We start from the raw sequence: 24,743 nt of genomic DNA, 5'->3' as shown, positions 1-24,743 counted from the left end.
GATCAGACATGTTCACCGCTCGTTTTTGAACCGTGAATCACGCCGCAAAACGGAAATCAATGGGTCCTGACCCTAAGCCGACATTAGCGCACCCCTCCGAATGGGCAATGTGCTCAGAAAAAGCACGCGCCCAACAAAGGCAATCCGACCAATCCTTGAAGCCACGGCATTGATCCCCATCTTAACCCGCGACCGTGCGCCCTCTGGTACTTTCTGCACAAGCAGCGTAAAAAGGGTGCTGCGCGAAATATTTGGAGCCTCGCATCGATGAAAGAACATCGTGGCCGTCTGACCAAGGACGGTATCCGTATCTATGAACAGGGTGACTTTGCCGGCATGCAGGCGGCAGGGGCTTTGGCTGCGCGGATATTGGATGATATTGCCGATCATGTGTTCGTCGGCCAGACCACTGGCGCGATTGACGGGCTCATCACGCAGATGGTCGAGGATGCGGGCGCAACTTCGGCCACGATTGGATATAAGGGCTATCAGCATGCCAGCTGTATCAGCGTCAATCATGTGGTCTGCCACGGCATTCCCGGCGACAAAAAGCTGAAGGATGGCGATATCCTGAATATCGACGTGACCGTTATTGTCGACGGCTGGTTCGGGGATACCTCGCGCATGTATGTAGCGGGAAAGCTGCCACGCAAAGCCGAACGGTTGATCCAGATCACTCATGATGCCCTGTTCAAGGGCATTGAGATGGTCAAACCCGGCAACACGTTCGGCGATATCGGCCACGCGATTCAATCATTTGTCGAGGCACACCGGATGAGCGTAGTCCGCGATTTTTGCGGCCACGGGTTAGGCCGGGTCTTCCATGCACCGCCAAACGTTCTGCACTATGGTCGTCCGGGCACTGGTGCGGTTCTGGAAGAGGGCATGTTCTTTACCATCGAGCCGATGGTCAATCTGGGCCGCCCCGAGACCAAGACGCTGGCCGATGACTGGACCGCCGTGACGCGCGACAAATCACTGTCGGCACAGTTTGAACACTCGGTCGGTGTAACGGCAGATGGGGTCGAGATTTTCACCCTGTCGCCAGGCGGCAAGTACCACCCGACCTATTCTTCCTGATCCGCCGCCTGATCCCGTAGCAGCTTTAGCAGCAAGGTTTCCGGCCCCCATGGGGTGACCGCGTCATGGATGAACACCGGCGCGCGCTGGGGCGTGCGCTTGGGATTGGTGGCGGTGTCAGCCTCTTGCGGAAGCGACCAGATCGAAGGGGTCAGTGCGCGGTCCATGCCCCATAGGGTAACATGACCGGGTCAAATCCCCAAAAGCGCCGGGACCTGTGCCATGTCAGCAAAGACTTCGCCCCCCGCAGCGGCCAGTTGTTCGCCGCCACCCGGCGGCGCATAGGCCAGACAGCGCATATGCGCGCGGCTTGCTGCGGTCACACCGCTGAGGCTGTCCTCGATCACCACGGGGCTTGCGGCGTTGAACCGGTCTGCCGCGGTTAGAAACAATGTCGGGTCCGGCTTGGCCGTCCCCAGAACATGGGCCGAAAAGGCGACATCGCGAAACCGATCCCACAACCCGTTCTGACCCAATGTGATCTGCATTTTGTCCGGGCTGCCGTTCGAGGCGACACAGAAGGGCAGCCCCCTTGACTCGAGAACCGCCAGCAGGTCCGCCACGCCGGGCATCAGCTGAACGCCAAGACGGAGCCGGTCATAGGTTTCCGCGTAGACCTCATCAACCCAGCCTGTGGGCAGCTCCGCGCCCAGCGCCCGGGCTTTGTCCCGCACCCCGATCATGGTGCCCCCGACGAACAGCTTCATACTGTCTTCGATTGTCAAGTTCAGGCCATAACGGGCAAGATTGTCGACCAGTACCTGATTGGACAGCGGCTCACTGTCGACCAGGACTCCGTCGCAATCGAAGATCACCAGATCATGCATCCGGATCGCCATTCCACATCAGGGTGATATGCGTATCGCCATATTTGCGGCTGTTTTGCAGGACGAATCCTTCGGGCGGCTGCATGGGCGCGTTTTCCTCCCAGACCAAAAGGGCACCTTGTGCGAACCAGCCCTCTGACAGGGCAGCAATCGCCTTTTGGCCAAGGGATTTGCCATAGGGCGGGTCTAGGAAGATCAGGTCATAAGGCGTTGCAGGATTGGCCCCCAACCGCGTGGCGTCGCGACGGATCAGCTCGGTACAGTCAGAGCTGCGGGTCAGGTCGATATTCTTGCGGATCAGGCCCTGTGACACGCGGCCATCATCGACAAAGCTCACATGTGCCGCGCCGCGCGACAAGGCCTCAAGCCCCAGCGCACCGGTGCCTGCGAACAGGTCCAACACGCGCAGCCCGTCAAAATCAATCTGATGGGCCAGTACGTTGAACAGGCTTTCGCGTACCCGGTCTGTGGTCGGGCGCAGATGCGCGCCGGCGTCCCCCTTGCCGACCGAGGCCAAAGCCCGACCTCGGAAGGCTCCGGCGATGATCCTCACGCTCTGAGCAGCGGTTTCAGGTCCGCATCCGGGTCAGCCACAATAGCAGGATCAGCTGTTTTTCCGCTTTCAATCAGACGCTTACCAACCATATAGGCACGCGGATCGTTCATCGCGTCGACCGCGATCAGCTGATCGCCCTTATAGTACCAGTAGGACACGGTCTGCCCGTCACCATTGCGGGTCACCACCCGGTCATACCCGGTGTTCAAGCCCGCGATCTGCAGTTTGACGTCATACTGATCCGACCAGAACCACGGGGTCGCAGTATAATCCTTTGCCGCGCCCAACATGTTCTGGGCAACAATCTCGGCCTGATCAATCGCGTTTGGCACGCTTTCCAGACGGATACGCCCGCCAGCATGCGGGAATGAGGCGCAATCGCCCGCCGCCCAGATCGACGGATCAGAGGTGCGCCCATGCGCATCGGTCTTGATGCCATTGTCCAGCTCAAGCCCGGCCATCTCGGCCAGTTGGGTCGCAGGGGCGATGCCAACACCGACAACAACGAAATCGACCGCCAGTTCTGTTCCATCGGTCAGCACCGCGCCAGTGACCCTGCCGTTTTCACCCAGCAAACGGTCCAACCCGACGCCTTCGCGGATATCGGCGCCATATTCGGAATGCAGCGTTCTGAAATAGTCACTGGTTTCAGGGGCGGCGACCCGTTGCAGAATGCGGTCGGACATTTCAACCAGGGTCACCTTGACCCCGCGCTTGGCGCAAACGGCTGCGGCCTCAAGCCCGATGTATCCTCCGCCCACGATCAGCGCACGCGCGCCTTCGGACACATAAGGTTCCATTTCGTCCACATGGGCCAGATCACGCACCACATGCACCCCGTCCAAATCGCCGCCAATAGCGGCTGGAAGGCGGCGCGGATCCGATCCGGTGGTCAGGGCCAGCTCGTCGTAAGCAACAACCTGATCACCCAGCGTCACGGTCTTGGCCTGAGGGTCGATTCCGGTCACGCGCTGACCAAGGCGCAGGGTGATATTGTTATCGGTATAGAAGTTTTCGGGGCGCAGGAACAGGCGCTCTAGCCCCATCTCACCCAGAAGATAGGCCTTAGACAAAGGCGGTCTCTGATAGGGCAAATGCGGCTCTGCGCCGATCAGAGTAATCTCGCCGTCGAACCCATCTTTGCGCAGCCGGGCGACAAGCGAAGCACCTGCCTGGCCGGCGCCAATCACGACAATATGGCTCATATTCCCCTCACCCTGTCGAATTCCCGTGGTCACTTTTGTTAGCTCACCTATATTGCGGCTAGGCCCGACTCTGCAAATCCAAATGACAGGAGCGAAAAAATGATTTCAACAGGTGACACTCTGCCCGACGCCACATTGACCCAAATGGGGGCAAATGGCCCTGAAGAGGTCCGCGTTTCGGACAAGACCAAAGGGCGCAAGGTTGTCATTTTCGCCGTGCCCGGCGCCTATACCGGCACGTGCACAACGGCGCATGTTCCAAGCTTTATGCGTACCAAAGACCAGTTCGATGCAAAAGGCGTGGAAGAAATCATCTGCATCTCGGTCAACGACCCCTTTGTCATGAGCGCCTGGGGCGAGTCCACAGGCGCAACTGCGACTGGCCTAACCATGTTGGCCGATGCGGCGTCTGAATTCACCAAAGCCATCGGGATGGATTTCGACGCCCCGCCCGTTGGTCTGATCGGCAGGTCCAAGCGCTATGCGATGCTGGTCGAAGACGGCAAAGTGGTCGCCATGAACCTGGAGGAAAATCCCGGCGTCTGCGAGATTTCCGCAGGTGAAGGGCTGTTAGAGGTTATCTGACCTGATCTGGCCCCAGTGCTGCTGGGGCCATTTTCGCAATTTAACTTGCGGCACTCTCATGATGGGCGAATACTTGGTACATATTCATCAGGGAGTTTGTTTATGAACCTAAAGACATTTACCTTTCTTTTAGGTCTGACCGGCGCACTTGGCGCTTGTGGACCGGCCCCTACCCCGCAGCAACAGGCCGCACGACAGCATGAGATCGCCTGCCTGAGCGGCACAGTGGGTGGTGCCTTGCTGGGCGGTGTCATCGGCAATCAGTTTGGCGGCGGTTCCGGGAAAACCATCCTGACGGCAGCGGGTGCTGCGGTCGGCGGCGTTGAAGGTCAGAGGTTCGCATGTTGAGAGGGATGAAGATGAAAACCGCAATCGTCCTGTCGATGTTGTCCCTGGCGGGTGCCGCAACGGCCGAAACCGTGGCAGAGCTGCATGAGAATGAGCTTAAGGCCATCGACACCAATAATGACGGCTTCCTGTCGAAAGATGAGTTCGACGCCTTTTCCGACTATGCGTTCCAGACGATGGATGAGGACAAGAACGGCACATTGGGCCTGGATGAAGCCAAGCCGTTTCTGGATATAAAGCAATTCCAAAAGGTTGACCGGGACCGGGATAGTAATATTTCAAGAACGGAATACGATCAGCATATGACCGAAGATTTTATTTCTGCCGATCAGAACAGCAACGGTCAACTGGATTAGGCTCTGCGGCCCTGGACCAGACAGGAGTATGCAATGACCAAATGGAGCGCTCTTTTTGCGTTGGGGTTGCTTGCGGCATGTGATGTGCCGCAGGCCCCTATTGTGACCGGCCCTGATGGCCAACCGAGGATAGAGATCAGTACCAATGGCCTGACCTGCTATGACCGGCGTTGTCTCGACATCAACCCCGCAGCACGGTCCGTGCGCATGATCGGCAACAGAACTACCCGGATACCTGCCGAAATCGACGTTAGTGACAACCTGGTCACCCCAGCCGAGTTCAGGCGGCTGGGTCAGGTTGCCAGCCTTGCCGGTGGTGTCGGATCACGCGGTGACAGCGGCTAGACCAGGCTGTCCATCTTGCGGGCCAGTTTGGCGTCCAGCGCCGAAAGCCCGCCGACATCATGGGTGGACAGCGTCACCTCGACCGAGCGGTAGACATTGAACCATTCGGGATGATGGTTCCATTTCTCGGCAAACATGGACACTTGGGTCATCCAGCCAAAGGCGTGGACGAAATCTTCGAAGGTAAAGGTCTTGGTGATCGCATCCCGGTCCTTGACCATGGTCCAGCCGCTTTTGAACAGCGGGTCCAGCAAGGGGCCACGGGTCTCGGTCGACAGAAGTTCAGTCATTGGTGTTCCTCCGGGTTCGACTTTCTGAACGGGCCATAATCAGTCAGAATCTCGATTTCTTCTCCCACTGCTTGGGCCTCGGCGTCCAGATATTTTTTGATCGCATCGGCAAAGCTGGGGTCATTGACCCAGTGCAGGCTGTGCGTGCGCGTGGGAAGATAGCCGCGCGCCAGCTTGTGTTCGCCCTGCGCCCCAGCCTCGACCCGAGCCAGGCCTTGGGCAATGGCAAAGTCGATTGCCCTATAATAGCACAGTTCGAAATGCAGGCAGGCATGATGTTCGACGCAGCCCCAGTAACGGCCATAAAGCGTCTCGCGCCCGATAAAGTTCAGCGCCCCCGCAATCGGATACCCGCCGCGCTCGGCCAGAACCAATGCCATGTCATCCGCCAAGGTTTCCTGAGCGATATCAAAGAATTGCCGCGTCAGATAGGGCACGCCCCATTTCCGAGCGCCGGTATCCTGATAGAACTCCCAGAACGCGTCCCAATGTTCAGGGCGCAGGTCATCACCCGTCAACGCGCGGATTTCGCCGCCAAAGGCGCAGGCCTGCGCGCGTTCCTTGCGAATGTTCTTGCGTTTGCGCGAGGATAAAGCGGCCAGAAATCCATCGAAATTCGCATACCCGTCGTTCAGCCAGTGAAATTGCTGGGAATGGCGCAACATCAGGCCCATCTGTTCGCCCGCCAGCGCCTCATCTTCAGTGCAAAAGGTCGCATGGACCGACGATACCTGATTATCCGCGGCCAGCTGCACCGCCCCCTGCACCAAGGCGGACATTCCCACCGCCTGATATCCCGGCCGCAGCAGAAAGCGGCGCCCGGTGGCCGGGGTGAACGGCACGGCAATCTGCAGTTTGGGATAATACCGCCCGCCGGCGTTTTCATAGGCATGCGCCCAGTTGTGGTCGAAGATATATTCGCCCTGACTATGCGATTTGGCATACATCGGGGCGGCCCCGATCAACATTCCATCCAGATAAACCGTCAGGTATTGCGGCTGCCAGCCGGTACCCGGCCCGACCGACCCGCTCTCCTCCAAAGCCAAAAGAAAGCGATGAGTGGTAAAGGGATCAAGCGGACGGCCCCCATCCGCAGCCTCGGGGCAGGCACAGCTGTCCCACTCTGCCGCAGTAATCTGCGAGAGCGATCCAAGTACCCGAACCTCGATTTGTGCCTGATCCATGTGCCCTCTGCGTTTGATCTTTATCTGTGACGGAAGGGGCGCGGTTCAACCCGGATGCGCGGCTAAGTACCCTTCGAAAGTCACATTATCGGCAATCTTGCGAGCCTCGGCCTCTTGCGCGGCCGAGCGAACGGTCCAGCACAGGACCGGAACACCCTGCGCCTTCAGCTCGGCAACCCTTGGGCGGGACAGGTCTTCGACTTCGTGGCTGATGAAACTGGCCCCGACCCTTACGAAATCCGGGATGTCCCGCAGGTAATCGCACACCGCCGCAGGCAAAAGTTCGACTTTGGGCTGATACGAACAGGTCGTGATCCCCCTGGGCAAATGCGGCGCCAACCGCGCCAGTTCAGCCACCGAATTGGGGTTGAACGACATCAGCGCCACCGGACCTTCATAACCCTCAAGGGCTCGTACAGTATCGCGCTCGAGCGGGCCCACATTCGGGCCCATCACACCGTCCTGATCCTTAAGCTCGATCAGCAGGGGCACCTTGCCCGCCACGATTTCCAGCACATCATCCAGTGTCGGAATACCGTCATCAGCGTGCAACAGCTGTGTCTCGGACGCTACCTGCGCCGAAATCTGCCGAACTGGCCCCGGTCGCCCGGTCAGTCGCCCCAGGTCATAGTCGTGAAAGACCAAAGCCCGGTTGTCGGCGCTCAACTGCAGATCAATCTCAATCCCGTAACCGGCCTTAACAGCGGCACGAACCGCCGCCCGGCTGTTTTCCGGGCGGTTGTCCAATTTGTCGTGCAGGGCCCGATGCGTGATCGGGGCCTGTAGGAACGTAGCGGGCAGTAACGGGGTCATGCGATCTCGAAGATGCCTTCGATCTCAACCGCGACGCCCAACGGCAACGACGCTGCACTCACGGCCGAGCGCGAATGGCGACCAGCCTCGCCCAGCGCCTCGACCAGAAAGTCCGACGCACCATTTATCACCTGCGGCTGGTCGGTGAAATCGGCGGTTGAATTCACAAACCCTGTCAGTTTGATCACGCGCACCAGCTTTTCTATATCGCCACCGCAAGCAGCCTTGACCTGCGCCAGAAGATTGATCGCGCAGACCTTGGCGGCCGCAGCACCCGCTGCAACATCCATGTTATCACCCAGCTTGCCGGTGATCAGTTCCGCATCCTTGGAAATCTGTCCTGAAACGTAGACGATATTGCCGACCCGCACGAAAGGCACATAGTTGGCGGCGGGCGCCGGCCCGTCTGGCAGACTGATTCCCAGGCTTTCGAGTTTTGCTGCGATACTCATATGTTGATCCTCACCTGATATAGACTCGGCGGGACGCTATCCGGGATCGTTCGGCTGGAAAAGTGTGAAACCAGTAAAACTGCGGTCAGTGGCGTATTAAGCGTAACTTCTCTTATCCCGAGGTGTTGAACTTGTGTCACTTTACCAGATGCAGTCGGCCGGGTTAAACGCGAACTGTTTCAAAATGGGCCCAAAACCTTTATGTGACGACAGATTGAGCCGCAAAATGGCCGCAGGCATTATTGATTGAGCGTCCAGCCCCACTCACAAAACGGCTGGCGCGTTTGGAGTTGAAATACCGTGTTGAGCAAGATCAGATTCAAGCCCCTGATTGTCGTGACCCTGATGACCGTTCTTGGCGCTTGTGCGTCCCAACCCGCCGATCAGGCCGCGCGCGGCGATACTTTCGATCCCTACGAGAATACAAACCGCGGCATTCACAAGTTCAATCTGGGCGTCGACCGGTTCCTGTTCCGTCCGGCCTCGAAAGGCTATGTGAAGATCGTGCCCGATCCGATGGTGACCAGTTTCAACCATTTTGCCGAAAACCTGACTATGCCGGGTCAGGCTCTGGATTATCTGCTGCAGGGCAATCTGAAGCAGTCGGGCAATGCCCTGCTGCGGTTCCTCATCAATACGACCGTTGGTGGCGCGGGTCTGTCTGACCCGGCCAGCGAATTGAACCTGCCGCCCGTGGATACCGATTTCGGTGAAACCCTGCACGTCTGGGGTTTTGGCGAAGGTGCCTATGTGGAATTGCCCTTCTATGGTCCCTCAACATCCAGGGATGCGGTCGGCGTCGTCGTCAACCTGTTTTCGAACCCGATCAACTTCACACCGGTGCGCCCGGTTGAGAATATCGGCGTCTACGCCGAAATCGTAAGGCGGATGGGCGACCGTGGACGGTTCTCGGACACAGTCGATTCCATCCTCTATGAAAGTGCTGACAGCTATAAGCAGGCACAAACAATTTACCTGCAAAATCGACGTTTCGAACTGGCACGCGATGATGAGGACGCCTATCTGGGATTGTATGACGATCCCTATGCAGATATCGGGACCGACCCTGTCAGAGACCCCTACCTTGACCCCTACGAGGATCCATATGCCGAGTAATTATTTGAAGAGAAGAGAGTTTATTGCATCTGGCATCGCCGGCCTGGCGCTAGCCACCCTCCCTTTGCCAAGCTTTGCACAGACAGAGGCCAGTGCAAAAGCGTTGGTCGTTAGCGTTGTGGATGACATCAACCGCGTCATCAGTTCGGGAAAATCCGAAAAGAGCATGATCCGCGATTTTGAAAAGATCTTCGTGCAATATGCCGACGTTCCGATCATGGCCCGCTATGTGCTGGGGGCCGATGGCCGCTCGGCCAGTGCGTCACAGATAAAGCAGTTCACCGACGCGTTTCAGGGCTATATCTCGAACAAATACGGACGTCGCTTTCGCGAGTTCATTGGCGGCGAGGTGACCGTTCGAAATGCGCGCAAGATCAAAGCCGGATACGAGGTGCGTACCTCGGTCAAGCTGCAGGGCTCCTCGCCCTTTGAGGTGACCTTCCTGGTGTCCGACAAATCCGGCCGCGACAAATTCTTCAACATGTTTATCGAAGGCGTGAACATGCTGCTGACCGAACGTACCGAGATTGGCGCCATGCTGGACGCGCGCGGCGGTGATCTGAACCGTCTGATCAAGGATATGAAGCGAACCGGGTGAATTCACAGCGATTTGCTGCAGTCAAAACTTTCAAATCCGATCGTAGTTTCGACCAGTTCGGCCTCATAGTGTGCGATCATTGGCATTGCAATGGGTTCGATCTGGTCATTCCAGACCGCCTCACCATAGAAGCTGTCCTTTATCCTGTCGCGTTCTTCCAACGAAGAAAACGCGCGCATCCAATGCACTTTGTCAGGATTTTCCAGGTCTCTGAGCGGCCCAAACACAAGCATTCCTGCATCCCGCAACGCAGCGCGATTGTGTTTCTCAAAGAATTCTATGAACGCTTCTCGGCGGCCCGGTTTTAGTGTGTAATGTCGAATTTCCAGTATCATCGATATTCCCCGGGCAATCTCGTTGGCCTGACATGGCATCAGTACTTGGCGAAATTGCCCGAGTTTAGCAAGAACAAGTCCTGCGCAGTGCGCTAGTTCAACCGCTCGCCGGTTTCCTTGGCAAAATAGGACACTTTGCTCATGTCAAAGGCCAGGTTCAGCTCTTGTCCGGCCTGGGCGCTGGTTTCCGCGTGCAGGCGCGCAGTGACCAGTTTGCCGCCCAGTTCGGACACTACATAGGTGTCAGCTCCGGCAGGTTCGACCATGTCGACCATGCAGACCGCCTCCTGCACACCGTCGCCTGCGCGGAATCCGGCCTCGGCGATATCCTCGGGGCGCAGGCCCAGAATCACGTCCTGCGGCAGCGACAGATCACGGGCATCCTTGAGAACCAGCGTTTCACCGGATGACCGCTCAATGGCGATTTCGGTGCCCGTGCCGTTCTTGGTGGCCTTTGCAGGGATCAGGTTCATCGCAGGCGAGCCCATGAAATCGGCGACGAACAGGTTGGCGGGGTTGTTATAGATCTCCGCCGGGCTGCCGATCTGTTGCACGATCCCGCCTTTCAGAACCACAATCTTGGTGGCCAGCGTCATCGCCTCGATCTGGTCGTGGGTGACATAAACGATCGAGGCATCCAGCGTCTGGTGCAGCTTCTTGATCTCGGTCCGCATCTCAACCCGCAGCTTGGCGTCGAGGTTCGACAGCGGCTCGTCAAACAGGAACAGCTTGGGATCACGCACCAGCGCCCGTCCCATCGCCACCCGCTGACGCTGACCGCCGGACAGCTGGCTGGGGCGACGGTTCAGCAGAGGTTCGATCTGCAGCAGGGACGCGACCTCTTTCAGCTTGGCGTCCTGCGTGGGCTGATCCACGCCGCGCACTTTCATGCCAAAGGTAATGTTCTTGGCCACCGACATGGTTGGGTACAGGGCGTAGGACTGAAACACCATGGCGATGTCCCGGTCCTTAGGGCTGACATGGGTCATGTCTTTGCCACCAATGGCCAGCGTACCGCCGGTGATCGGTTCCAGCCCGGCAATGCAGTTCAGCAAGGTGGATTTACCACAGCCCGATGGGCCGACCAGCACCAGAAAGTCGCCCGGTTCGATCGAGATGTTGATATCCTTCAGGATCTCGGTTGCGCCGTAGTTCTTGTACAGCTTGTTGATATCAAGGATGGGAGCCATCATTCTATCCCTTCACAGAGCCAGCGGTCAGGCCGCGGATGAAATACTTACCGGCAACGACATAGACGAGCAGCGTCGGCAGACCCGCGATGATCGCGGCGGCCATGTCGACATTGTATTCTTTGACACCGGTGGTGGAGTTTACGATGTTGTTAAGCGCCACAGTCACAGGCTGTGTGCCCGCCTGGCTGAACGACACGCCGAACAAGAAATCATTCCAGATCTGCGTGAATTGCCAGATCACGGTTACCACGATGATCGGCAGTGACAGTGGCAGGAAGATCGACCAGAAAATCCGCAGGAACCCGGCCCCATCGACGCGAGCGGCCTTGGTCAGCTCGGCCGGGATAGAGACATAATAGTTGCGGAAAAACAGCGTGGTGAAGCCAAGACCATAGATTACGTGGACAAAAATCAGACCCGGAATGGTTCCGGCAATACCCATCATGCCCAGAAGGCGCGCCATCGGCAGCAGGACGACCTGAAACGGAATGAAGCAACCAAACAGCATCAGCGAGAAGATGATGTTAGCCCCTTTGAACCGCCACTGCGCGACAACGTAACCATTCAGAGCGCCCAGCAGGGTCGAGATAGCCACCGCAGGCACCGCAATCAGGACCGAGTTCCAGAAGTAAGGCCGCAGACCTTCGCATTGGATACCCGTGCAGGCGCCCGACCAAGCGGTTTTCCAGGCCTCGAAACTCACCTCACGCGGTAACGATATCAGACTACCGGTTCGGATTTCCTCAAGACTTTTGAGCGATGTCGTCAGCATCACAAATAATGGCGTCAGGTAATACAGCGCGAACAGGCACAGCACCACGTAAAGCAGCCAGCGCAGGACGATTTTGCTCATGTTACTTTGACTGCGGGTTTGGGTGTGGGGCATCGACAGATCAGTCATTTTTGGCCCTCAATTCTGAGTAGAGATAAGGAACCACGATGGCAAAGACGACCAGCATCATGATCATTGCAGAAGACGCCGCCTGACCGATATCGCCGCGCGAAAAGGCCATCGCATACATGTAAGTGGCGGGCAGATCGGTGGCATAACCCGGGCCGCCGCCAGTCAGGGCGATGACAAGGTCAAAGCTTTTGATTGCCAGATGCGCCAACACGATGAAAGCGGACAGGAAAATCGGGGCCATCGACGGGATGATGATCGCGGTATAGATACGCCATGTGGGAATACCATCGACCTGTGCGGCCTTGATGATCTCGCCATCGACCGAGCGCAGACCGGCCAGAAACAGCGCCATCACAAAGCCCGAGCTCTGCCAGAGTGCAGCGATCACAATAGTGTAGATCGCGTAATCGGGGTTCACCAGCCAATCGAATTCGAAGTTGGGAAAGCCCCAACCCTGCACCATGGACTCAATCCCCAGACCGGGGTTCAGGATCCACTTCCACGCCGTGCCCGTGACGATCATCGACAGCGCCATGGGGTAGAGATAGATTGTTCGGATCGCTCCTTCGACGCGGATTTTCTGATCCAGCAGGATGGCCAGCAGCAGGCCCAGCAGCATCGCGATCACGATGAACAGAGTGCCAAAGATATACAGGTTGCCAATCGCCGTATCCCAGCGAGGAGAGTCGAACAGGCGCTCATACTGGATGAAGCCATGGATCTCGTATTTCGGCAGCAGTTTTGAGCGTGTAAGCGACACCCATGCGGTCCATCCGATAAATCCGTAGACAAAGATCAATACGGCGATGAACGACGGTGCCAGCACCACCTTGGGCAGGTGGTTTTCCAGCCATTCGGACATGTTTTCCTCCGGGGAAAGATGCTCTGCCCCACACCTTGGGGGGCAGAGCGTATTGGATCAGTAGCTGTTGGCCACCGCGTCCGCCAGTTGCTGAACCGCGTCAGCCGAGGACATATCCGAGTTGAAATGCGCGGTCACAACATCTGTGATCGCACCAGCCTGCGACCCGCGCAGCGCCATGCCATGCGCGTAAGACGGCAGCAGCGAACCATTCGCCGATGTCGAGCCCATGTCTTCGGCCGAGATTTGCGCGCAGATGTCAAAGGCATCCAGCGACACATCGGTCCGGGCCGGAATCGAGCCCTTGTTCAGGTTGAACACTTCCTGAAAGTTCGGTGCAACAATCAGCTTGGCCAGCAATTCCTGACCGGCGCGATTGTCGTCGCCCTCAACCTCGAACATGGCAAAGCTGTCGACATTGTACAGATATCCATCGCCGGGGGTCGAGGCGCACAGGAAATCCTCACCAGGCTTCTTGCCCGCTGCAAGGAATTCGCCCTTGGCCCAGTCACCCATGATCTGAAAGGCCGCTTCGCCGTTCATCACCATCGCGGTGGCAAGGTTCCAGTCGCGACCCGAGAAATTCTCGTCCACATAACCACGCAGGGTGCGCATCTGGTCAAAGACCTGGATCATTGTGTCCGAGGTCAACGCCTCGGGGTCCAGATCGACCAGGGCTTTCTGATAGAATTCCGGTCCGCCAAGACCCAGCGCGACGGCTTCGAAAACCGTAGCGTCCTGCCAGGCCTGACCGCCATGCGCCAGCGGGATCACACCGGCGGCCTGCAGTTTTTCGGCTGCGGCGTTGAACTCGTCCCATGTGGTCGGCATCTCAATTCCGTTTGCGGCCAGCACATCGGCATTGGCCCAAATCCAGTCAATGCGGTGAACGTTCACCGGTGCCGCGCACCAGGTGCCCTCGCACATCATGTGACCGGCGATCGACGCGGGCAGAACCTCGGCCCAGCCCTCGGCGGCGGCCACGTTCGAGATATCGGCCAGTACGCCCTCTTCATACCATTCCTGAATCGCCGGGCCTTTCAGCTGAACCGCTGTCGGCGCGTTGCCTGCCAGAACCCGCGCCCGCAGCGCTGTCATGGCCGCATCACCGCCGCCGCCTGCGACAGGCATATCGGTCCATGTGCCCCCGTTCGAGGCAAACTCTTCCTGAAGCACGGCCACCGATTTGGCCTCGCCACCGGATGTCCACCAATGCAAGACCTCCGCCTGTGGTTCGGCCACCACAGATGATCCGGCTGCGACGGCCAATGCGGACACAGTCGCAAAAGAAAATCGTTTCATGTTTTCTCCTCCCTGAGAATTCGGTGCCAGTCAAAATGGCAATGCCGCAATACTGTGCCCCTATCTGAGTCTGACAACGCTTAATCCGGGCCAATACCCGGGAAAGGCGCAAATTTTCACCGCTTTTGTTACAGCGTGTTACGTTAGCATTGAATCTGTTTCCGTTCGTTACAATGGACGAAGTTAGGGGCCAGAGAACAGGAGGACAAACACTGTGAGCATTCCGCGGCTGTTGGTGGTGGATGACGACCCTGAAATGCGGTCGATGATGACCCAGTTCCTGCAACAGAATGGCTTCATTGCGCTGCCCGCCAGTTCCGAAAGCGAAATCCGCGCGCATCTCAAGTCGGGTCGGATCGACCTGATTCTGTTGGATGTGATGCTGGGGGATGAAAACGGCGTTGATATCTGTGCCCGCCTGCGGGCCGAACAGGACGTGCCGATCATTCTGGTCTCGGCCTTGTCCGCCGATCATCAACGCATGGCCGGGTATGAGGTGGGCGCCGACGATTACATCGCCAAGCCTTTTAATCCGCAACTGATGCTGGCTCGCGTACGCGCCGTCATGCAACGGGCGCGTCGTACACCTTCGCTTGCCTATCGCCGCCGCACCCGCTCCTTTAGGTTTGACGGCTGGCTCTATGACGGCAAACGGGACGAAGTGCATTCGCCCGACGGATATCTGGTATCCCTGTCGCAGCGAGAAACAGCAATGCTCAAGGTTTTTCTGGCCAACCCGCATATTCCCCTGACCCGGGATGAAATCGCCGCGGCCCTGGATGTAACAGGCGCTAATGACAAGAGCGAAGGCCAGGGACGCGCCATCGACATGCTGGTCGGGCGGCTGCGATCCAAGATCGAAGCCAACCCCAAAGACCCGCAAATGCTGAAGACCGAACGCGGTGTGGGCTATATCTTTGCCGCAGAGGTGTCTGTGGACGAAACCGCATGACCGTCCGCGCCACGCGCCTGCGCAGCCTGGGCTGGATCTGGACCTGCGCCGCTTTTACCTCGGGGTTGCTGGCCGCAGGCCTTTGGTTCGCCTCGGCCCGGGCATGGCAGGAATTCCAGACCCGTGCATATGTTGCCGGGTTCGCTATTTACGAGGATTTGCGCATCGGTAAATCCCCACCGCCAGGCATCTCCATCGTACCATTGCCGCCCAAAGCAGCCAGCCTGGCGGATGCCGGGCAGTTTGAGCAACTTCCCGGGTTTTCGGATCGCAGCTTTGTCACCAACCTGTCGATCCTGACTGACAGCTCAGCACCCGTTTCAGGCCGAGAGCTGACGCTGGCTGTGATGTCAGACCGGCTGGTTTACCCGGTGTCCGACATCCTCTCCGGCATCGACCAGACCGGCCCAGAGAAAATGGGCAATCTGACCCGGCTTTTGGCGACCTATTGCAGCGAACCGATACTGATCGCCCGCTATGGGCGCGGCGCATGGCAACAGGTGGACGGGACAGATATCTGGGGATGCCGTGCAGCCCCAACCGACCTGCGTCTGCCTACGATTCTGGTCGCTATTGTCGCGCTGGCGGTGATCCTGACCTCGGTGGGCAATGTATCAGACAGTTTCACCCGCTTTTCTACTGCCTTGCGCGACCGCAAAAGGCGGGGTGGGCCGAACAGTTATGAGGCCGATGGCCCGGCCGAACTGCGCGACATCGTCTCTGCCGTGAACGAGCATCTGGACGCAGAGCGCATGCAACTGGAAAAGCGCGCCACTGTTTTATCGGGTGTCAGCCACGATCTGGGCACCCCGGCCACCCGCGTCCGGCTGCGTGCCGCATTGATCCCAGATGCCGAGCTGCGCGAAAAACTTGAGGCCGATGTCGATCAGATGACCGGCATGATCGAAAGCGTTCTGACCTACACACGGTCCGAGCTGAGCATCGAAGAACCGCGGCAGATTTCACTGACGTCGCTGGTCGAGGCTCTGGTCGCGGACTATCAGGATATGGGACTGCCGGTGACCCTGAAAAAGCTGGCCCCAGTGGCGGTACAGGGCGGCACGTCCGTTTTCATGTCGCGCCGAGGGCATGGATCACTGCCCGAGACCCGGCGGATACTGGTCGTTGGCAGGCCAATTTCGCTAAAGCGCGCCCTGACCAACCTGATCGACAATGCGCTGAAATATGGGCGCCATGCCGAGGTTCAGCTGGAAACCGATGCCAAAATAGCAACCATCACCGTCGAGGACAAAGGGGCCGATCTGTCCGTCTCGGATATCGAAGCCCTGATGGCCCCGTTCCGGCGCGGGTCAAACTCCGGGTCTTCGGATGGGTTTGGTCTGGGACTGACAATCGCGGCGACAATCGCGGAACAGCATGGCGGCACCCTCAGCTTCGAAGCCGGAGAGCAAGGCCTGCGCGCACGTCTGCAGATCACCAGGCAGTGACGATTCATGTCATATAGCTACGCACCAAAGCGCTTGCGATCAGCGACCAGCCGTCGGCAATGACAAAGAAGGCTAGTTTGAACGGCAGAGACACTGTTGCAGGCGGAACCATCATCATCCCCATCGACATCAGCACAGCGGCCACCACAAGATCAATGATCAGAAACGGCAAGAAGATCAGAAACCCGATCTGAAAGGCCCGCGCGATCTCAGATAGCATGAAAGACGGCATCAAGATCGACAAGGGTGCCTCGGCCGACAAGGACACAGTATCACCCCCGGGTCGTAATGCTGCCATGGCGTGGAAAGTATCCGGATCAAGGCGTCCGGCCATGAAAGCACGAAACGGCTGCAACGCGCGCTCCAACGCTGGTTCGACCTCCATCGTTTCTTCGACCATGGGGCGAATACCTGTGGTCCAGGCCGCCGAAAAGACCGGCTCCATGATGAAATAGGTCAGAAACAGTGCGAGGCTGACGATCAGCATGTTGGGGGGGGATTGCTGCAATCCGATCCCTTGCCGCAAGATGGCCAGAACGGTGATCAGGAAAGGGAAACAGGTGATCATGATCGCCAGCCCAGGCGCAATGCTGAGCACGGTAATCAGCAAAATCAACTGAATGGTGCGCGCGGAGATCGAACCACCTTCGCCCAGTGACAGCGACACCTCTTGCGCGGCGGCCAGAGACGGGGTCAGCGTCAGCAACACCGCCACCCAAAACAGGAAACGCATTACCCGATCCCGTTCTGCAGATCCGCGATTTCGGTTAGGCGCACGGCCAGTTGCCCGGCTTGATCACCCTCCATCTCTTCCAGCAGACCGCGCGCCACCAGTTGATCGCCAACATATAGGTCCACAGGATCTTCGATCCGTTTGTCCAGGGTGAGAACAGCATTCTCGCCCATATTCAGCAGATCTCGGATTAGCGGGCGCGCCCGACCGACTGACACGGTTACCTCGATCGGAACGGTATCAAACGGGCTGGCTTTTTCGGATTTTGGGGATTGCGGGTCACTCATTGTTCAATGCCTCTTTTGCCTCATACACGTAAGCGTCAAATGCTGAACGGATTGTCTCTAGCAAGGCGCTGCTATCCACCTCTCGCTGCGAGGTACCAACCTGCAGACGTGCCTGACCAGCCCCAAGAGACGGGTCCTCGACAACGCGGGTCGGGGTGGCCAATTCGGGGGGCAACAGCCCTTCGACAACACTCGCGAACCCCGAAGGCACAAAGATTTGCATCGGTTGGCCAATCTGTTCACCGGCCATTTCTGTAAGCTGTTCGACCAGCCGCGTGGCCTGCCCCCGATCCAGGGTGTTCGGCAACACCAGATTGACGAGGCTCTGGAACATGGGCTCCAACGACATTGTCATCCGGCTCGTCGCCTCATGATAGGTAAAGGACATATCCTCGAGTGCGCGGGCAAGGTTGTCTGATACCTTTCCACGACCCTGTTCCTGGGCCTGAAGGGCATCGTCCCATCCGGCGCTATAGCCGTGTTCGAAGGCACCAAGCCGCTGTTCTTCCAGCGCCTCTTCGTCCAGTAAATGAACTTTGCCGCCGCCTGCCTGTACAGTGAAATCCTCAAGAAGATGAGCTATCGACATCACGCACGCTCCTCACTTTCTTCAAGCCAGCTGCGCAGAATTTCCACGGTTTCCTCCTGCTTGTCGCCGATCATGGCGCGCAGCCGATCAACCGGATCAGCGCCTGGATTTGCCGCCAATGCCGGCACGTCTGCTCGGGCGTGCCCCGGAATGGCGGCAAATTGCACGCCCTCTTCGGTCGCGATCTCACCGGTCAGAACCGCCTCGGGCTCTGGCGGTGTTCCCGCCGGCAAAAGGGCGGGTGCAAGGGCCGGTTTCATCAGGATCGGGCGGATCACGAACAATCCCAGAACCAGCATCACGATCGCCAGAACGGCCATTTGGACCAGTGACATCGCGTCAAAATGAACCTGCTGCCAGATCGAGGACGAAACCACAGTTCCGCCAGGCTCTACTGCGGGCAGATCCAGCGATTTCAGTGTGATGACGTCGCCACGTTCGGCATCGAACCCAACGGCCGAGGCCACAAGCTCAGCCAGCGCATCAAGCTCTGTCTGAGGCAACGGCACAAAGCTTTCAGCACCAGAGGCATCCACAGAACGCGTTCCATTCACCAGAACCGCAACGGTCAAGCGCTTGATCGCACCGGGTGCGGTGTGAACCTCTAACTCAGTCTCGGATACCTCATAGTTGACCCGTTCCCGTGTCTGTGTGGCATTCGAATTGGATGCATCCCCGCCCGCGCCGTCGCCATCGGGCAGGTTCGACGCCACCGTGACATCGGACGATTGGTTCCGGGCGCTGTCAGACCGTTCCTCGACATCGGTGCTGATGGCCACGCGCCCCTTAGGATCAAAGCGCCTTTCACGGATGGATTCGGTTTTAGTGACCGTATCAACACTGACCTCAACGACTGCATTTCCGGCCCCCACTCGGGCCTCAATCAGACGAAGGACCCGTTCGCGCAGCTGGCGCGACTTGTCATCCGCAGAATCTGCTGCCACCGCAGTCTCTTTTGCGCCAATGACCGCACCATTGGAATCAATCACCGCCACATTCTCGGGTGCGAGGCCGCTGACGGCAGAAGAGACCAGAAAACGGATCGCCTTGGCCTGATCCGAAGTGATATCCGCACCCGAGGACACCAGATAGACCGAAGCCGTCGGCGCGACGCTGCGCTGAAACGGGTTCGTTGACCCGTTGGCAATATGCACGCGCGCCTGACTTATGTGAGGGCTGCCGACAATCGTGCGCGCGAGCTCACCCTCTTTCGCACGCCAATAGGCCGCATCGAACATTTGCGAGGTGGTGCCAAAGCCGCTGAGTGAATCCAAAAGCTCATACCCGCGGTTTCCGTTCGCAGGCAGGCCTTCGCTGGCCAGAGTCATGCGCAATTCGTCCCGCTGCGAGCCGGGCACGTAAATCGAACCGCCCCGAATCTCATACTGTACGCCGCGCTGATCCAGCGATCGGACGATATCCCCCGCCGCGCCGCTTTCCAGCCCGGCATATAGCAGGGTCATCGACGGCGCCGTCGCCAACCGCGACATCGCAAGGACCCCTAGAAACACCAGCACAACTGCACCGGCGACAATGACTTGCTTTCGCCTGTCCAAACTTGCCCAGACAGTTCCGATCTGCTGCACGCTCACCTCCGACTCGCCGACATTCTGCCCGGCGCATCCCCTGTTTGGACGATTGCCCTTAACAATCGGTTAGTCCCTGCCGGGTTATGACATCCCCAGACTGAATGAATGAGGACGTCATGACTGACGCGGCTGCAGAACAGGCAGAAGCCCCGGAAAAATCGGGGAAAAAAGGATTGATCATAGGGGTGATTCTGGCCGTTGCCGGGGCTGCGGGCGGGTATTTCCTGACCACTTCTGGACTGCTGCCATTTGGCGGCCAACCAGCCGCGGAAGACGCCAAGGAAAAAGACAAAGGGACCGAGGTTAAAACCCTGCCCGAGGTTGGTTTTATCGACCTGCCGGCGGTGATCGTCTCGGTCAATGCCGGCGATTCGCGGCATCTGAAATTCCACGCCCAGCTTGAGGTGAACAGCAACTACGTCTCGGATGTCGAGAAGATGAAGCCTCGAATCATGGATGTTCTGAACGGGTATCTGCGGGCGGTCGAAGTGTCGGATCTGGAGGATTCGCTCGCACTGATGCGTATCCGTGGCCACCTTTTGCGTCGCATTGAAATCGTCGTCGGGGAAGGGCGCGTGCGCGATGTCCTCGTGATGGAATTCGTATTGAATTAGGAGGCCGAGATGGAGCTGATTGCAGATATTTTGCTGGTCGCAGGTGCGCTGGGTGCGGGTCTTTACTGTTTCGTGCTGTCCCGTCGGCTAAAGCGGTTCACTAATCTGGAACAAGGGGTCGGTGGCGCGGTCGCTGTCCTGTCATCCCAAGCGGATGAGTTGAAGAAATCGCTTGATTCGGCACGAACTGCTTCGGACCAGTCGGGCCTTGTACTTGAGGCACTAACCCAAAGGGCGGAATCGGTTGCTCAGCGGCTCGAACTGATGATGGCTTCGATGCATGATGTCATTCCGGCCGAAGAACCCGCCGAAGACATCACGGTTGAAGAACCCAAGCCGCAAGAACCCAAGGCCGAGGAACCAACGACGGATCCTGAGCCTGAAGAGGCTCCGGTCGAAGCGGTGGAAAAGCCAGAAGCCCCTGTCGCGCCCAAATCCGGGGACGCTCAGGAAAAAAAGCGCCCGGGCGGGCTGATGTTTTTCCGCCACGACCGCAATAGCGGAGAGGCCGCGACATGAGCGGACACGTTGTAGAGAAACGACCAAGAAGCGGTGTCCTGACAGTTATTTCACTGTTGATGCTTGGGTCAGCCGCGATTCGGCTGGGGTTTGAGGCTGCACCAGCCCTGGCAAAAGGGGCCGAGCAGGCAGAAGCAAAACCGAAAGAGACCCCAGCAGAGCTGCCCGGAGCCCGGATACTGCTGACCGAATTGCTGCGGCGCGAAGAAGCGTTGAAAAAACGCGAAGCCACAGCCATTGATCGGGAAAAGGCGCTGGCCATTGCCGATAAGGCCATCGAGACCCGCCTGGCCGCCCTGCAGCAGGCAGAAGAGGCGCTGCGTGAGACGCTGGCCATTGCAGAAAAAGCGGCTGAGACAGACCTGACGCGCCTGACGGATGTCTATCAGAACATGAAGCCGAAAGACGCGGCCGCCCTGTTTGAAACGATGGACCCGACCTTTGCCGCCGGATTCCTGTCACGGATGCCGCCCGATGCCGCAGCCGGTGTTTTGGCAGGCCTGAACCCCGGGGCTGCCTATACAATCAGCGTGATTATGGCCGGGCGAAACGCTTCGGCTCCGCAGGAGTAACCCCCATGATTTTCAACCCTGCATCGGAATTCGCCGGAGACCTCTTATGATCGGAATTGTCGGAATTGTTGTTATTTTCGTCATGGTGTTCGGCGGCTATTTGGCGGCTGGCGGGAAAATGAACATCATCATGAAATCCCTGCCGTTCGAAATGATGATGATTGGTGGCGCTGCGGTCGGCGCATTTATGATCAGCAATGACCTAAGCGCCGTGAAGCACACGATCAAGGATATGGCAAAAGTATTCAAAGGGCCGAAATGGAAACCGGATGACTACCGTGACCTGCTGTGCCTGTTGTTTTCGCTGATCCGTATCGCCAAGGCCAACCCGGTCGAGGTTGAACAGCATATCGAAGACCCCGAAAACTCGCCTCTGTTTTCGACTTATCCGAAAATTCAGGCCGACAAAGAAGCCGTCGATTTGATCTGCGACACGATGCGGGCTGCCTCTTTGAATTATGACGATCCCCACCAGGTCGAAGAGGTGCTGGAAAAGCGGATGGAGGCGAATTTTCACCACGCCATGCACTCTAGCCACGCGCTACAGACTGTTGCTGACGGCCTGCCCGCACTTGGAATTGTTGCGGCAGTTCTGGGCGTTATCAAAACGATGGGCTCGATTGATCAACCCCCAGAAGTGTTGGGAAAGCTGATCGGTGGCGCTCTGGTCGGGACGTTCCTGGGGGTCTTTCTGGCTTATGGGTTGGTCGGCCCATTTGCAGGAAAACTCAAATCCGTGGTGGAGGAAGACAATCATTTCTATCAGTTGATCAAAGAGGTTCTGGTTGCCAACCTGCACAACCACAACCCTGCCATGTGCATCGAAGTCGGACGGCAGAACACTCCCACCCATAACAGGCCGGGTTTCTCAGAACTTGAAGAGGCCTTGAAAGAGCTAAAGCAGGCAGCGGCATGATCCGATACGCCCTAATGGTTTCAGCGGCGCTTACGGCCGCTGGACAGGCTGGCGCGCGCGACATTTCTGTGCGATCGGGCGAGCATGACGGATATACGCGTCTTGTTGTGCAGGTGCCCCCGGGTACGGAATGGGGTCTGAAGCAAACGAAGAATGGCGCAAGACTCGACATAGCGCTTCCTGATGCCGAATTTCAAACCGGAGCGGTATTTCAGCGGCTGTCGCAGAACCGTCTGTCTGCGATCTCACAGACCAACCCGGGTGATGCGTTAGAGATGGAATTCGGCTGCGACTGCTTTGCCACCGCATTTCTGCATCAAAACACGATGATCGTTGTGGATATTGCGCCGGGGGCAGCCCTTCCACCGATCAGCAGCGACACTCCACCCCCAACGCTGCCCAAAACGGTAGTGGTAAACGCCCCGCTGCCCGGGCCACAGGCGCTTGATCCTCTGGTATTGCCGCTTTTGAATCTCAATGCGCAAGTATTTGAGGACCAGCTATCGACGCGATTGTTGCAGGGCGCTGACCGAGATCTGGTTGATCTTGAACTATCTCAGATTGGGCCCAGGAACTCGAATGGCAAACAATCGCTCGACATGCCACCGCGTATGGACCTGAACATCGCAGTTACGTCGGTACTGGACGATCTGGATGGCTTGCTGGGACCATCCATTCCAAAACTGGAAAAGAAACCAGCCTGCATTTCCAGCGCCGAGCTAGGCTTTGACAGCTGGTCCGATGGGCGCCTGTTCCCCGAACAGGTGGCAGAGCTGCGCACTGGCCTGTTTCAGGAGTTCGATCGCGTTGACAAAGAACCGGCCATGAAGCTTGCCAAGCTCTATGCGTATTTCGGCTTCGGTGCCGAGGCGGTTCGCAGCCTTGGCTGGATGGGTGAAGAGACGCCGGAAACGAACCGGATTTCTGTGATTGCCACTGTTCTGGACGACCGGCCACTGAAAGGGTCAAATCCATTCCGCGACCTACAGCGTTGCGAAAGTGACGCCGCAATCTGGGCCGCTCTGACCGAGGGTAAGCTCGCCGAAGATGCCCAGATAAGGGTTATGGAACAATCGTTTGCGCGACTACCGGATCATCTGCGCCGGCAAGTCGGACCTATGCTGTCCGACATTTTCGTTGCAGCCCAAAAACTTGAAGCCGCGCGGCGCGTCTTGCGGGCTGTTGATCGCATCGAAACCAAACCCAGCCCCGGCGCGATTCAGGCCGAGGCCGGTATTGCAAAGGCCGAAGGCGATCAGGAGAAATCCGAAACCTTGTTGAAAGACGTGGTGGGCAGCTCGGAAGCAGGGCTCGAAGCGCCTCTGGCGCTGGCGCGACTGATTGAACAGCGGTGGGCGGAACGCGGGTCAGCCTCCGCCCGGGAGCTCGAACTTGCCGCATCTTACACGGTCGAATTGCGCCGATCTGAGATCGGCCCACTTATGCAACGGACATATGCGCTGGCGCTGAGTTTGGGCCAAGAGTTCGACCAGTCTTTTGATCTGTTAGAAGATATTCCGAATTCAGCTGAAACGCTGGACCGGGCCGTTCAAGTACTGACTGCGCGCGCCGACGACGATACCTTTTTGCGGCGCATCTTCAACCTGCCCGAACCGATGGCACAATCGCTGACAACCGAAACCGCAATCTCGATTGCCGAAAGGTTGGCATCGCTGGGGTTTGCCCGTTCAACGTTATTTTGGTCCAACCGACCTCAGGACACTATCAGGCGAAAGGACCGAGCCCTTTTGCGCGCGCAAGCGGCATTGTTGTCCGGCCAGCCACACAAAGCCTTACTGGAGTTAGGAGATGACCCCTCGGACAAGGCCATGTCACTGCGGGCGCAGGCCAATCTGGATATAGGTGAGTTTGAAAATGCAGGGCGGGTACTGTTGCAGTTTGACAGGGTGAACGAAGCAGAAAGATTGTTCTGGCTTTCTGATATGGAAGACGTCCCGCAGCCTGCGGTCGACCAAAAATTCGGACAGGTCAGGCGGGCGACTCTGGCATTGGCAGAACCTGTAACCAGGATTGAAGAACAACCATTGGCGGATGCAACTGCCCTGCTTGAAAACAGCGCCAACGCCCGAGAGAATATCGCTCAGCTTCTCGCACTTGTGAGGGCAGACTGAAACGTCTGGGCAAAACTCAGGGTGGCCACTCAGTCAGGGCT

At 57.9% G+C, this 24,743-nt stretch carries 31 protein-coding genes; 14 read left to right on the top strand and 17 right to left on the bottom strand.

The features are described 5' to 3' along the window. Positions 1 to 267 precede the first annotated feature (267 nt). Positions 268 to 1,080, top strand: a complete 813-nt coding sequence (map, locus tag AC2FFF_RS13280; RefSeq protein ID WP_271952408.1) for a type I methionyl aminopeptidase — start codon at positions 268 to 270, stop codon at positions 1,078 to 1,080. Here the strand turns inward: map and AC2FFF_RS13275 are convergent. From AC2FFF_RS13275 to AC2FFF_RS13260, 4 genes are read right to left on the bottom strand one after another with little or no spacing between them, the layout of a single operon-like run. Then, positions 1,068 to 1,247 (bottom strand): hypothetical protein, encoded by a 180-nt coding sequence (locus AC2FFF_RS13275; protein WP_281973283.1) that lies wholly within the window; start codon positions 1,245 to 1,247, stop codon positions 1,068 to 1,070. The two genes, map and AC2FFF_RS13275, sit on opposite strands and share 13 nt — an antisense overlap. Positions 1,248 to 1,271: 24 nt before the next feature. Next, complete coding sequence (locus tag AC2FFF_RS13270) at positions 1,272 to 1,919, bottom strand: HAD family hydrolase (RefSeq protein ID WP_281973284.1); 648 nt, start codon at positions 1,917 to 1,919, stop codon at positions 1,272 to 1,274. Continuing rightward, positions 1,900 to 2,460: a 16S rRNA (guanine(966)-N(2))-methyltransferase RsmD gene (gene rsmD, locus AC2FFF_RS13265; RefSeq protein ID WP_281973285.1), complete on the bottom strand. Its 561-nt coding sequence runs from the start codon at positions 2,458 to 2,460 to the stop codon at positions 1,900 to 1,902. The genes AC2FFF_RS13270 and rsmD overlap by 20 nt, the downstream gene beginning before the upstream one ends. Next, the gene (locus AC2FFF_RS13260) at positions 2,457 to 3,668 is read right to left on the bottom strand and encodes an NAD(P)/FAD-dependent oxidoreductase (protein WP_496882970.1); all 1,212 of its coding nucleotides are present in this window, start codon (positions 3,666 to 3,668) and stop codon (positions 2,457 to 2,459) included. Before AC2FFF_RS13260 ends, rsmD begins: the two co-directional genes overlap by 4 nt. A gap of 99 nt (positions 3,669 to 3,767) precedes the next feature. Here AC2FFF_RS13260 and AC2FFF_RS13255 point away from each other — a divergent pair, with 99 nt between their 5' ends. From AC2FFF_RS13255 to AC2FFF_RS13240, 4 genes are all read left to right on the top strand, one after another. After that, complete coding sequence (locus AC2FFF_RS13255) at positions 3,768 to 4,253, top strand: peroxiredoxin (RefSeq protein ID WP_142638675.1); 486 nt, start codon at positions 3,768 to 3,770, stop codon at positions 4,251 to 4,253. Positions 4,254 to 4,355: 102 nt separating this feature from the next. Beyond that, positions 4,356 to 4,601 carry a glycine zipper 2TM domain-containing protein gene (locus AC2FFF_RS13250; protein ID WP_271952399.1) on the top strand — a complete coding sequence of 82 codons (246 nt, stop codon included), beginning with the start codon at positions 4,356 to 4,358 and terminating at the stop codon, positions 4,599 to 4,601. Between the two features lie 11 nt (positions 4,602 to 4,612). Further along, on the top strand, positions 4,613 to 4,957 hold the full coding sequence (locus tag AC2FFF_RS13245; RefSeq protein ID WP_142638671.1) for an EF-hand domain-containing protein: 345 nt from the start codon (positions 4,613 to 4,615) through the stop codon (positions 4,955 to 4,957). Between the two features lie 33 nt (positions 4,958 to 4,990). Further along, positions 4,991 to 5,302 (top strand): hypothetical protein, encoded by a 312-nt coding sequence (locus AC2FFF_RS13240; RefSeq protein ID WP_281973287.1) that lies wholly within the window; start codon positions 4,991 to 4,993, stop codon positions 5,300 to 5,302. Here the strand turns inward: AC2FFF_RS13240 and AC2FFF_RS13235 are convergent. Genes AC2FFF_RS13235 through AC2FFF_RS13220 form a run of 4 tightly spaced genes read right to left on the bottom strand, consistent with a single transcriptional unit; the run spans position 5,299 to position 8,041 of the window. Continuing rightward, positions 5,299 to 5,592 carry a 4a-hydroxytetrahydrobiopterin dehydratase gene (locus AC2FFF_RS13235; RefSeq protein WP_281973288.1) on the bottom strand — a complete coding sequence of 98 codons (294 nt, stop codon included), beginning with the start codon at positions 5,590 to 5,592 and terminating at the stop codon, positions 5,299 to 5,301. The genes AC2FFF_RS13240 and AC2FFF_RS13235 overlap by 4 nt on opposite strands. Then, on the bottom strand, positions 5,589 to 6,776 hold the full coding sequence (locus AC2FFF_RS13230; RefSeq protein ID WP_281973289.1) for a GNAT family N-acetyltransferase: 1,188 nt from the start codon (positions 6,774 to 6,776) through the stop codon (positions 5,589 to 5,591). Before AC2FFF_RS13230 ends, AC2FFF_RS13235 begins: the two co-directional genes overlap by 4 nt. 45 nt (positions 6,777 to 6,821) lie before the next feature. Further along, a complete protein-coding gene (locus AC2FFF_RS13225) occupies positions 6,822 to 7,589 on the bottom strand; it encodes a glycerophosphodiester phosphodiesterase family protein (protein WP_281973290.1) in 768 nt (255 codons plus the stop codon). Further along, positions 7,586 to 8,041, bottom strand: coding sequence for a RidA family protein (locus AC2FFF_RS13220; protein ID WP_142638661.1), 456 nt, complete (start codon positions 8,039 to 8,041; stop codon positions 7,586 to 7,588). Before AC2FFF_RS13220 ends, AC2FFF_RS13225 begins: the two co-directional genes overlap by 4 nt. A gap of 345 nt (positions 8,042 to 8,386) precedes the next feature. Here AC2FFF_RS13220 and AC2FFF_RS13215 point away from each other — a divergent pair, with 345 nt between their 5' ends. Together AC2FFF_RS13215 and AC2FFF_RS13210 are read left to right on the top strand one after the other, a co-directional pair. After that, positions 8,387 to 9,157: an MlaA family lipoprotein gene (locus tag AC2FFF_RS13215; protein WP_142638706.1), complete on the top strand. Its 771-nt coding sequence runs from the start codon at positions 8,387 to 8,389 to the stop codon at positions 9,155 to 9,157. Further along, positions 9,147 to 9,755 carry an MlaC/ttg2D family ABC transporter substrate-binding protein gene (locus AC2FFF_RS13210; protein ID WP_142638660.1) on the top strand — a complete coding sequence of 203 codons (609 nt, stop codon included), beginning with the start codon at positions 9,147 to 9,149 and terminating at the stop codon, positions 9,753 to 9,755. Before AC2FFF_RS13215 ends, AC2FFF_RS13210 begins: the two co-directional genes overlap by 11 nt. Before the next feature lie 2 nt (positions 9,756 to 9,757). Here the strand turns inward: AC2FFF_RS13210 and AC2FFF_RS13205 are convergent, their stop codons facing one another. The 5 genes from AC2FFF_RS13205 to AC2FFF_RS13185 form a co-directional block, all read right to left on the bottom strand. Then, positions 9,758 to 10,090: a putative quinol monooxygenase gene (locus AC2FFF_RS13205; protein ID WP_281973291.1), complete on the bottom strand. Its 333-nt coding sequence runs from the start codon at positions 10,088 to 10,090 to the stop codon at positions 9,758 to 9,760. A gap of 92 nt (positions 10,091 to 10,182) precedes the next feature. Next, positions 10,183 to 11,280 (bottom strand): ABC transporter ATP-binding protein, encoded by a 1,098-nt coding sequence (locus tag AC2FFF_RS13200; RefSeq protein WP_281973292.1) that lies wholly within the window; start codon positions 11,278 to 11,280, stop codon positions 10,183 to 10,185. Between the two features lie 4 nt (positions 11,281 to 11,284). Then, a complete protein-coding gene (locus AC2FFF_RS13195; protein WP_281973293.1) occupies positions 11,285 to 12,184 on the bottom strand; it encodes a carbohydrate ABC transporter permease in 900 nt (299 codons plus the stop codon). Then, positions 12,177 to 13,049 carry a carbohydrate ABC transporter permease gene (locus tag AC2FFF_RS13190; RefSeq protein WP_142638652.1) on the bottom strand — a complete coding sequence of 291 codons (873 nt, stop codon included), beginning with the start codon at positions 13,047 to 13,049 and terminating at the stop codon, positions 12,177 to 12,179. The genes AC2FFF_RS13195 and AC2FFF_RS13190 overlap by 8 nt, the downstream gene beginning before the upstream one ends. Before the next feature lie 57 nt (positions 13,050 to 13,106). Beyond that, positions 13,107 to 14,351 carry an ABC transporter substrate-binding protein gene (locus AC2FFF_RS13185; protein WP_281973294.1) on the bottom strand — a complete coding sequence of 415 codons (1,245 nt, stop codon included), beginning with the start codon at positions 14,349 to 14,351 and terminating at the stop codon, positions 13,107 to 13,109. A 214-nt stretch (positions 14,352 to 14,565) separates the two neighbouring features. Between AC2FFF_RS13185 and AC2FFF_RS13180 the strand changes: the two genes are divergently transcribed. Together AC2FFF_RS13180 and AC2FFF_RS13175 are read left to right on the top strand one after the other, a co-directional pair. Next, a complete protein-coding gene (locus AC2FFF_RS13180) occupies positions 14,566 to 15,303 on the top strand; it encodes a response regulator transcription factor (RefSeq protein ID WP_142638648.1) in 738 nt (245 codons plus the stop codon). Beyond that, positions 15,300 to 16,751, top strand: coding sequence for a sensor histidine kinase (locus AC2FFF_RS13175; RefSeq protein ID WP_142638646.1), 1,452 nt, complete (start codon positions 15,300 to 15,302; stop codon positions 16,749 to 16,751). The genes AC2FFF_RS13180 and AC2FFF_RS13175 overlap by 4 nt, the downstream gene beginning before the upstream one ends. A gap of 4 nt (positions 16,752 to 16,755) precedes the next feature. Here the strand turns inward: AC2FFF_RS13175 and fliP are convergent, their stop codons facing one another. The 4 genes from fliP to fliF are packed head-to-tail and all read right to left on the bottom strand — an operon-like array spanning position 16,756 to position 19,946. Next, entirely contained in the window at positions 16,756 to 17,484 is a 729-nt protein-coding gene (gene fliP, locus AC2FFF_RS13170) for a flagellar type III secretion system pore protein FliP (protein WP_281973297.1), read from the bottom strand. Continuing rightward, positions 17,484 to 17,771 (bottom strand): FliM/FliN family flagellar motor switch protein, encoded by a 288-nt coding sequence (locus AC2FFF_RS13165; RefSeq protein ID WP_281973298.1) that lies wholly within the window; start codon positions 17,769 to 17,771, stop codon positions 17,484 to 17,486. The genes fliP and AC2FFF_RS13165 overlap by 1 nt, the downstream gene beginning before the upstream one ends. Next, positions 17,764 to 18,360 carry a FliH/SctL family protein gene (locus AC2FFF_RS13160; RefSeq protein WP_281973299.1) on the bottom strand — a complete coding sequence of 199 codons (597 nt, stop codon included), beginning with the start codon at positions 18,358 to 18,360 and terminating at the stop codon, positions 17,764 to 17,766. Before AC2FFF_RS13160 ends, AC2FFF_RS13165 begins: the two co-directional genes overlap by 8 nt. Then, positions 18,360 to 19,946 (bottom strand): flagellar basal-body MS-ring/collar protein FliF, encoded by a 1,587-nt coding sequence (gene fliF, locus AC2FFF_RS13155; RefSeq protein WP_281973300.1) that lies wholly within the window; start codon positions 19,944 to 19,946, stop codon positions 18,360 to 18,362. Before fliF ends, AC2FFF_RS13160 begins: the two co-directional genes overlap by 1 nt. A gap of 119 nt (positions 19,947 to 20,065) precedes the next feature. Between fliF and AC2FFF_RS13150 the strand changes: the two genes are divergently transcribed. Genes AC2FFF_RS13150 through AC2FFF_RS13130 form a run of 5 tightly spaced genes read left to right on the top strand, consistent with a single transcriptional unit; the run spans position 20,066 to position 24,702 of the window. Further along, positions 20,066 to 20,563, top strand: a complete 498-nt coding sequence (locus tag AC2FFF_RS13150; protein ID WP_281973301.1) for a flagellar basal body-associated FliL family protein — start codon at positions 20,066 to 20,068, stop codon at positions 20,561 to 20,563. A gap of 9 nt (positions 20,564 to 20,572) precedes the next feature. Further along, the gene (locus AC2FFF_RS13145; protein ID WP_281973302.1) at positions 20,573 to 21,082 is read left to right on the top strand and encodes a hypothetical protein; all 510 of its coding nucleotides are present in this window, start codon (positions 20,573 to 20,575) and stop codon (positions 21,080 to 21,082) included. Continuing rightward, positions 21,079 to 21,654: a MotE family protein gene (locus AC2FFF_RS13140; protein WP_281973303.1), complete on the top strand. Its 576-nt coding sequence runs from the start codon at positions 21,079 to 21,081 to the stop codon at positions 21,652 to 21,654. The genes AC2FFF_RS13145 and AC2FFF_RS13140 overlap by 4 nt, the downstream gene beginning before the upstream one ends. Before the next feature lie 46 nt (positions 21,655 to 21,700). Next, a complete protein-coding gene (gene motA / locus AC2FFF_RS13135; protein WP_281973304.1) occupies positions 21,701 to 22,570 on the top strand; it encodes a flagellar motor stator protein MotA in 870 nt (289 codons plus the stop codon). Continuing rightward, positions 22,567 to 24,702 carry a hypothetical protein gene (locus AC2FFF_RS13130; RefSeq protein WP_281973305.1) on the top strand — a complete coding sequence of 712 codons (2,136 nt, stop codon included), beginning with the start codon at positions 22,567 to 22,569 and terminating at the stop codon, positions 24,700 to 24,702. Before motA ends, AC2FFF_RS13130 begins: the two co-directional genes overlap by 4 nt. Positions 24,703 to 24,743: the final 41 nt, after the last annotated feature.

The sequence above is a fragment of the Ruegeria sp. YTSA226 genome (assembly GCF_059609905.1).
This window is presented reverse-complemented; position numbering and strand designations above follow the sequence as displayed.

What these genes read in the sequence shown, in the direction of transcription:
- AC2FFF_RS13225 (WP_281973290.1), bottom strand. Translation starts at nt 7,589, where the DNA reads ATGACCCCGTTACTGCCCGCTACGTTCCTACAGGCCCCGATCACGCAT.
- motA (WP_281973304.1), top strand. Translation starts at nt 21,701, where the DNA reads ATGATCGGAATTGTCGGAATTGTTGTTATTTTCGTCATGGTGTTCGGC.
- AC2FFF_RS13255 (WP_142638675.1), top strand. Translation starts at nt 3,768, where the DNA reads ATGATTTCAACAGGTGACACTCTGCCCGACGCCACATTGACCCAAATG.
- AC2FFF_RS13230 (WP_281973289.1), bottom strand. Translation starts at nt 6,776, where the DNA reads ATGGATCAGGCACAAATCGAGGTTCGGGTACTTGGATCGCTCTCGCAG.
- AC2FFF_RS13205 (WP_281973291.1), bottom strand. Translation starts at nt 10,090, where the DNA reads ATGATACTGGAAATTCGACATTACACACTAAAACCGGGCCGCCGAGAA.
- AC2FFF_RS13175 (WP_142638646.1), top strand. Translation starts at nt 15,300, where the DNA reads ATGACCGTCCGCGCCACGCGCCTGCGCAGCCTGGGCTGGATCTGGACC.
- AC2FFF_RS13215 (WP_142638706.1), top strand. Translation starts at nt 8,387, where the DNA reads ATGACCGTTCTTGGCGCTTGTGCGTCCCAACCCGCCGATCAGGCCGCG.
- AC2FFF_RS13195 (WP_281973293.1), bottom strand. Translation starts at nt 12,184, where the DNA reads ATGACTGATCTGTCGATGCCCCACACCCAAACCCGCAGTCAAAGTAAC.
- AC2FFF_RS13150 (WP_281973301.1), top strand. Translation starts at nt 20,066, where the DNA reads ATGACTGACGCGGCTGCAGAACAGGCAGAAGCCCCGGAAAAATCGGGG.
- AC2FFF_RS13260 (WP_496882970.1), bottom strand. Translation starts at nt 3,668, where the DNA reads ATGAGCCATATTGTCGTGATTGGCGCCGGCCAGGCAGGTGCTTCGCTT.
- AC2FFF_RS13275 (WP_281973283.1), bottom strand. Translation starts at nt 1,247, where the DNA reads ATGGACCGCGCACTGACCCCTTCGATCTGGTCGCTTCCGCAAGAGGCT.
- AC2FFF_RS13145 (WP_281973302.1), top strand. Translation starts at nt 20,573, where the DNA reads ATGGAGCTGATTGCAGATATTTTGCTGGTCGCAGGTGCGCTGGGTGCG.
- AC2FFF_RS13220 (WP_142638661.1), bottom strand. Translation starts at nt 8,041, where the DNA reads ATGAGTATCGCAGCAAAACTCGAAAGCCTGGGAATCAGTCTGCCAGAC.
- AC2FFF_RS13200 (WP_281973292.1), bottom strand. Translation starts at nt 11,280, where the DNA reads ATGGCTCCCATCCTTGATATCAACAAGCTGTACAAGAACTACGGCGCA.
- fliP (WP_281973297.1), bottom strand. Translation starts at nt 17,484, where the DNA reads ATGCGTTTCCTGTTTTGGGTGGCGGTGTTGCTGACGCTGACCCCGTCT.
- AC2FFF_RS13185 (WP_281973294.1), bottom strand. Translation starts at nt 14,351, where the DNA reads ATGAAACGATTTTCTTTTGCGACTGTGTCCGCATTGGCCGTCGCAGCC.
- AC2FFF_RS13210 (WP_142638660.1), top strand. Translation starts at nt 9,147, where the DNA reads ATGCCGAGTAATTATTTGAAGAGAAGAGAGTTTATTGCATCTGGCATC.
- AC2FFF_RS13165 (WP_281973298.1), bottom strand. Translation starts at nt 17,771, where the DNA reads ATGAGTGACCCGCAATCCCCAAAATCCGAAAAAGCCAGCCCGTTTGAT.
- AC2FFF_RS13245 (WP_142638671.1), top strand. Translation starts at nt 4,613, where the DNA reads ATGAAAACCGCAATCGTCCTGTCGATGTTGTCCCTGGCGGGTGCCGCA.
- AC2FFF_RS13270 (WP_281973284.1), bottom strand. Translation starts at nt 1,919, where the DNA reads ATGGCGATCCGGATGCATGATCTGGTGATCTTCGATTGCGACGGAGTC.
- map (WP_271952408.1), top strand. Translation starts at nt 268, where the DNA reads ATGAAAGAACATCGTGGCCGTCTGACCAAGGACGGTATCCGTATCTAT.
- AC2FFF_RS13160 (WP_281973299.1), bottom strand. Translation starts at nt 18,360, where the DNA reads ATGTCGATAGCTCATCTTCTTGAGGATTTCACTGTACAGGCAGGCGGC.
- AC2FFF_RS13250 (WP_271952399.1), top strand. Translation starts at nt 4,356, where the DNA reads ATGAACCTAAAGACATTTACCTTTCTTTTAGGTCTGACCGGCGCACTT.
- AC2FFF_RS13140 (WP_281973303.1), top strand. Translation starts at nt 21,079, where the DNA reads ATGAGCGGACACGTTGTAGAGAAACGACCAAGAAGCGGTGTCCTGACA.
- AC2FFF_RS13235 (WP_281973288.1), bottom strand. Translation starts at nt 5,592, where the DNA reads ATGACTGAACTTCTGTCGACCGAGACCCGTGGCCCCTTGCTGGACCCG.
- AC2FFF_RS13190 (WP_142638652.1), bottom strand. Translation starts at nt 13,049, where the DNA reads ATGTCCGAATGGCTGGAAAACCACCTGCCCAAGGTGGTGCTGGCACCG.
- AC2FFF_RS13240 (WP_281973287.1), top strand. Translation starts at nt 4,991, where the DNA reads ATGACCAAATGGAGCGCTCTTTTTGCGTTGGGGTTGCTTGCGGCATGT.
- AC2FFF_RS13130 (WP_281973305.1), top strand. Translation starts at nt 22,567, where the DNA reads ATGATCCGATACGCCCTAATGGTTTCAGCGGCGCTTACGGCCGCTGGA.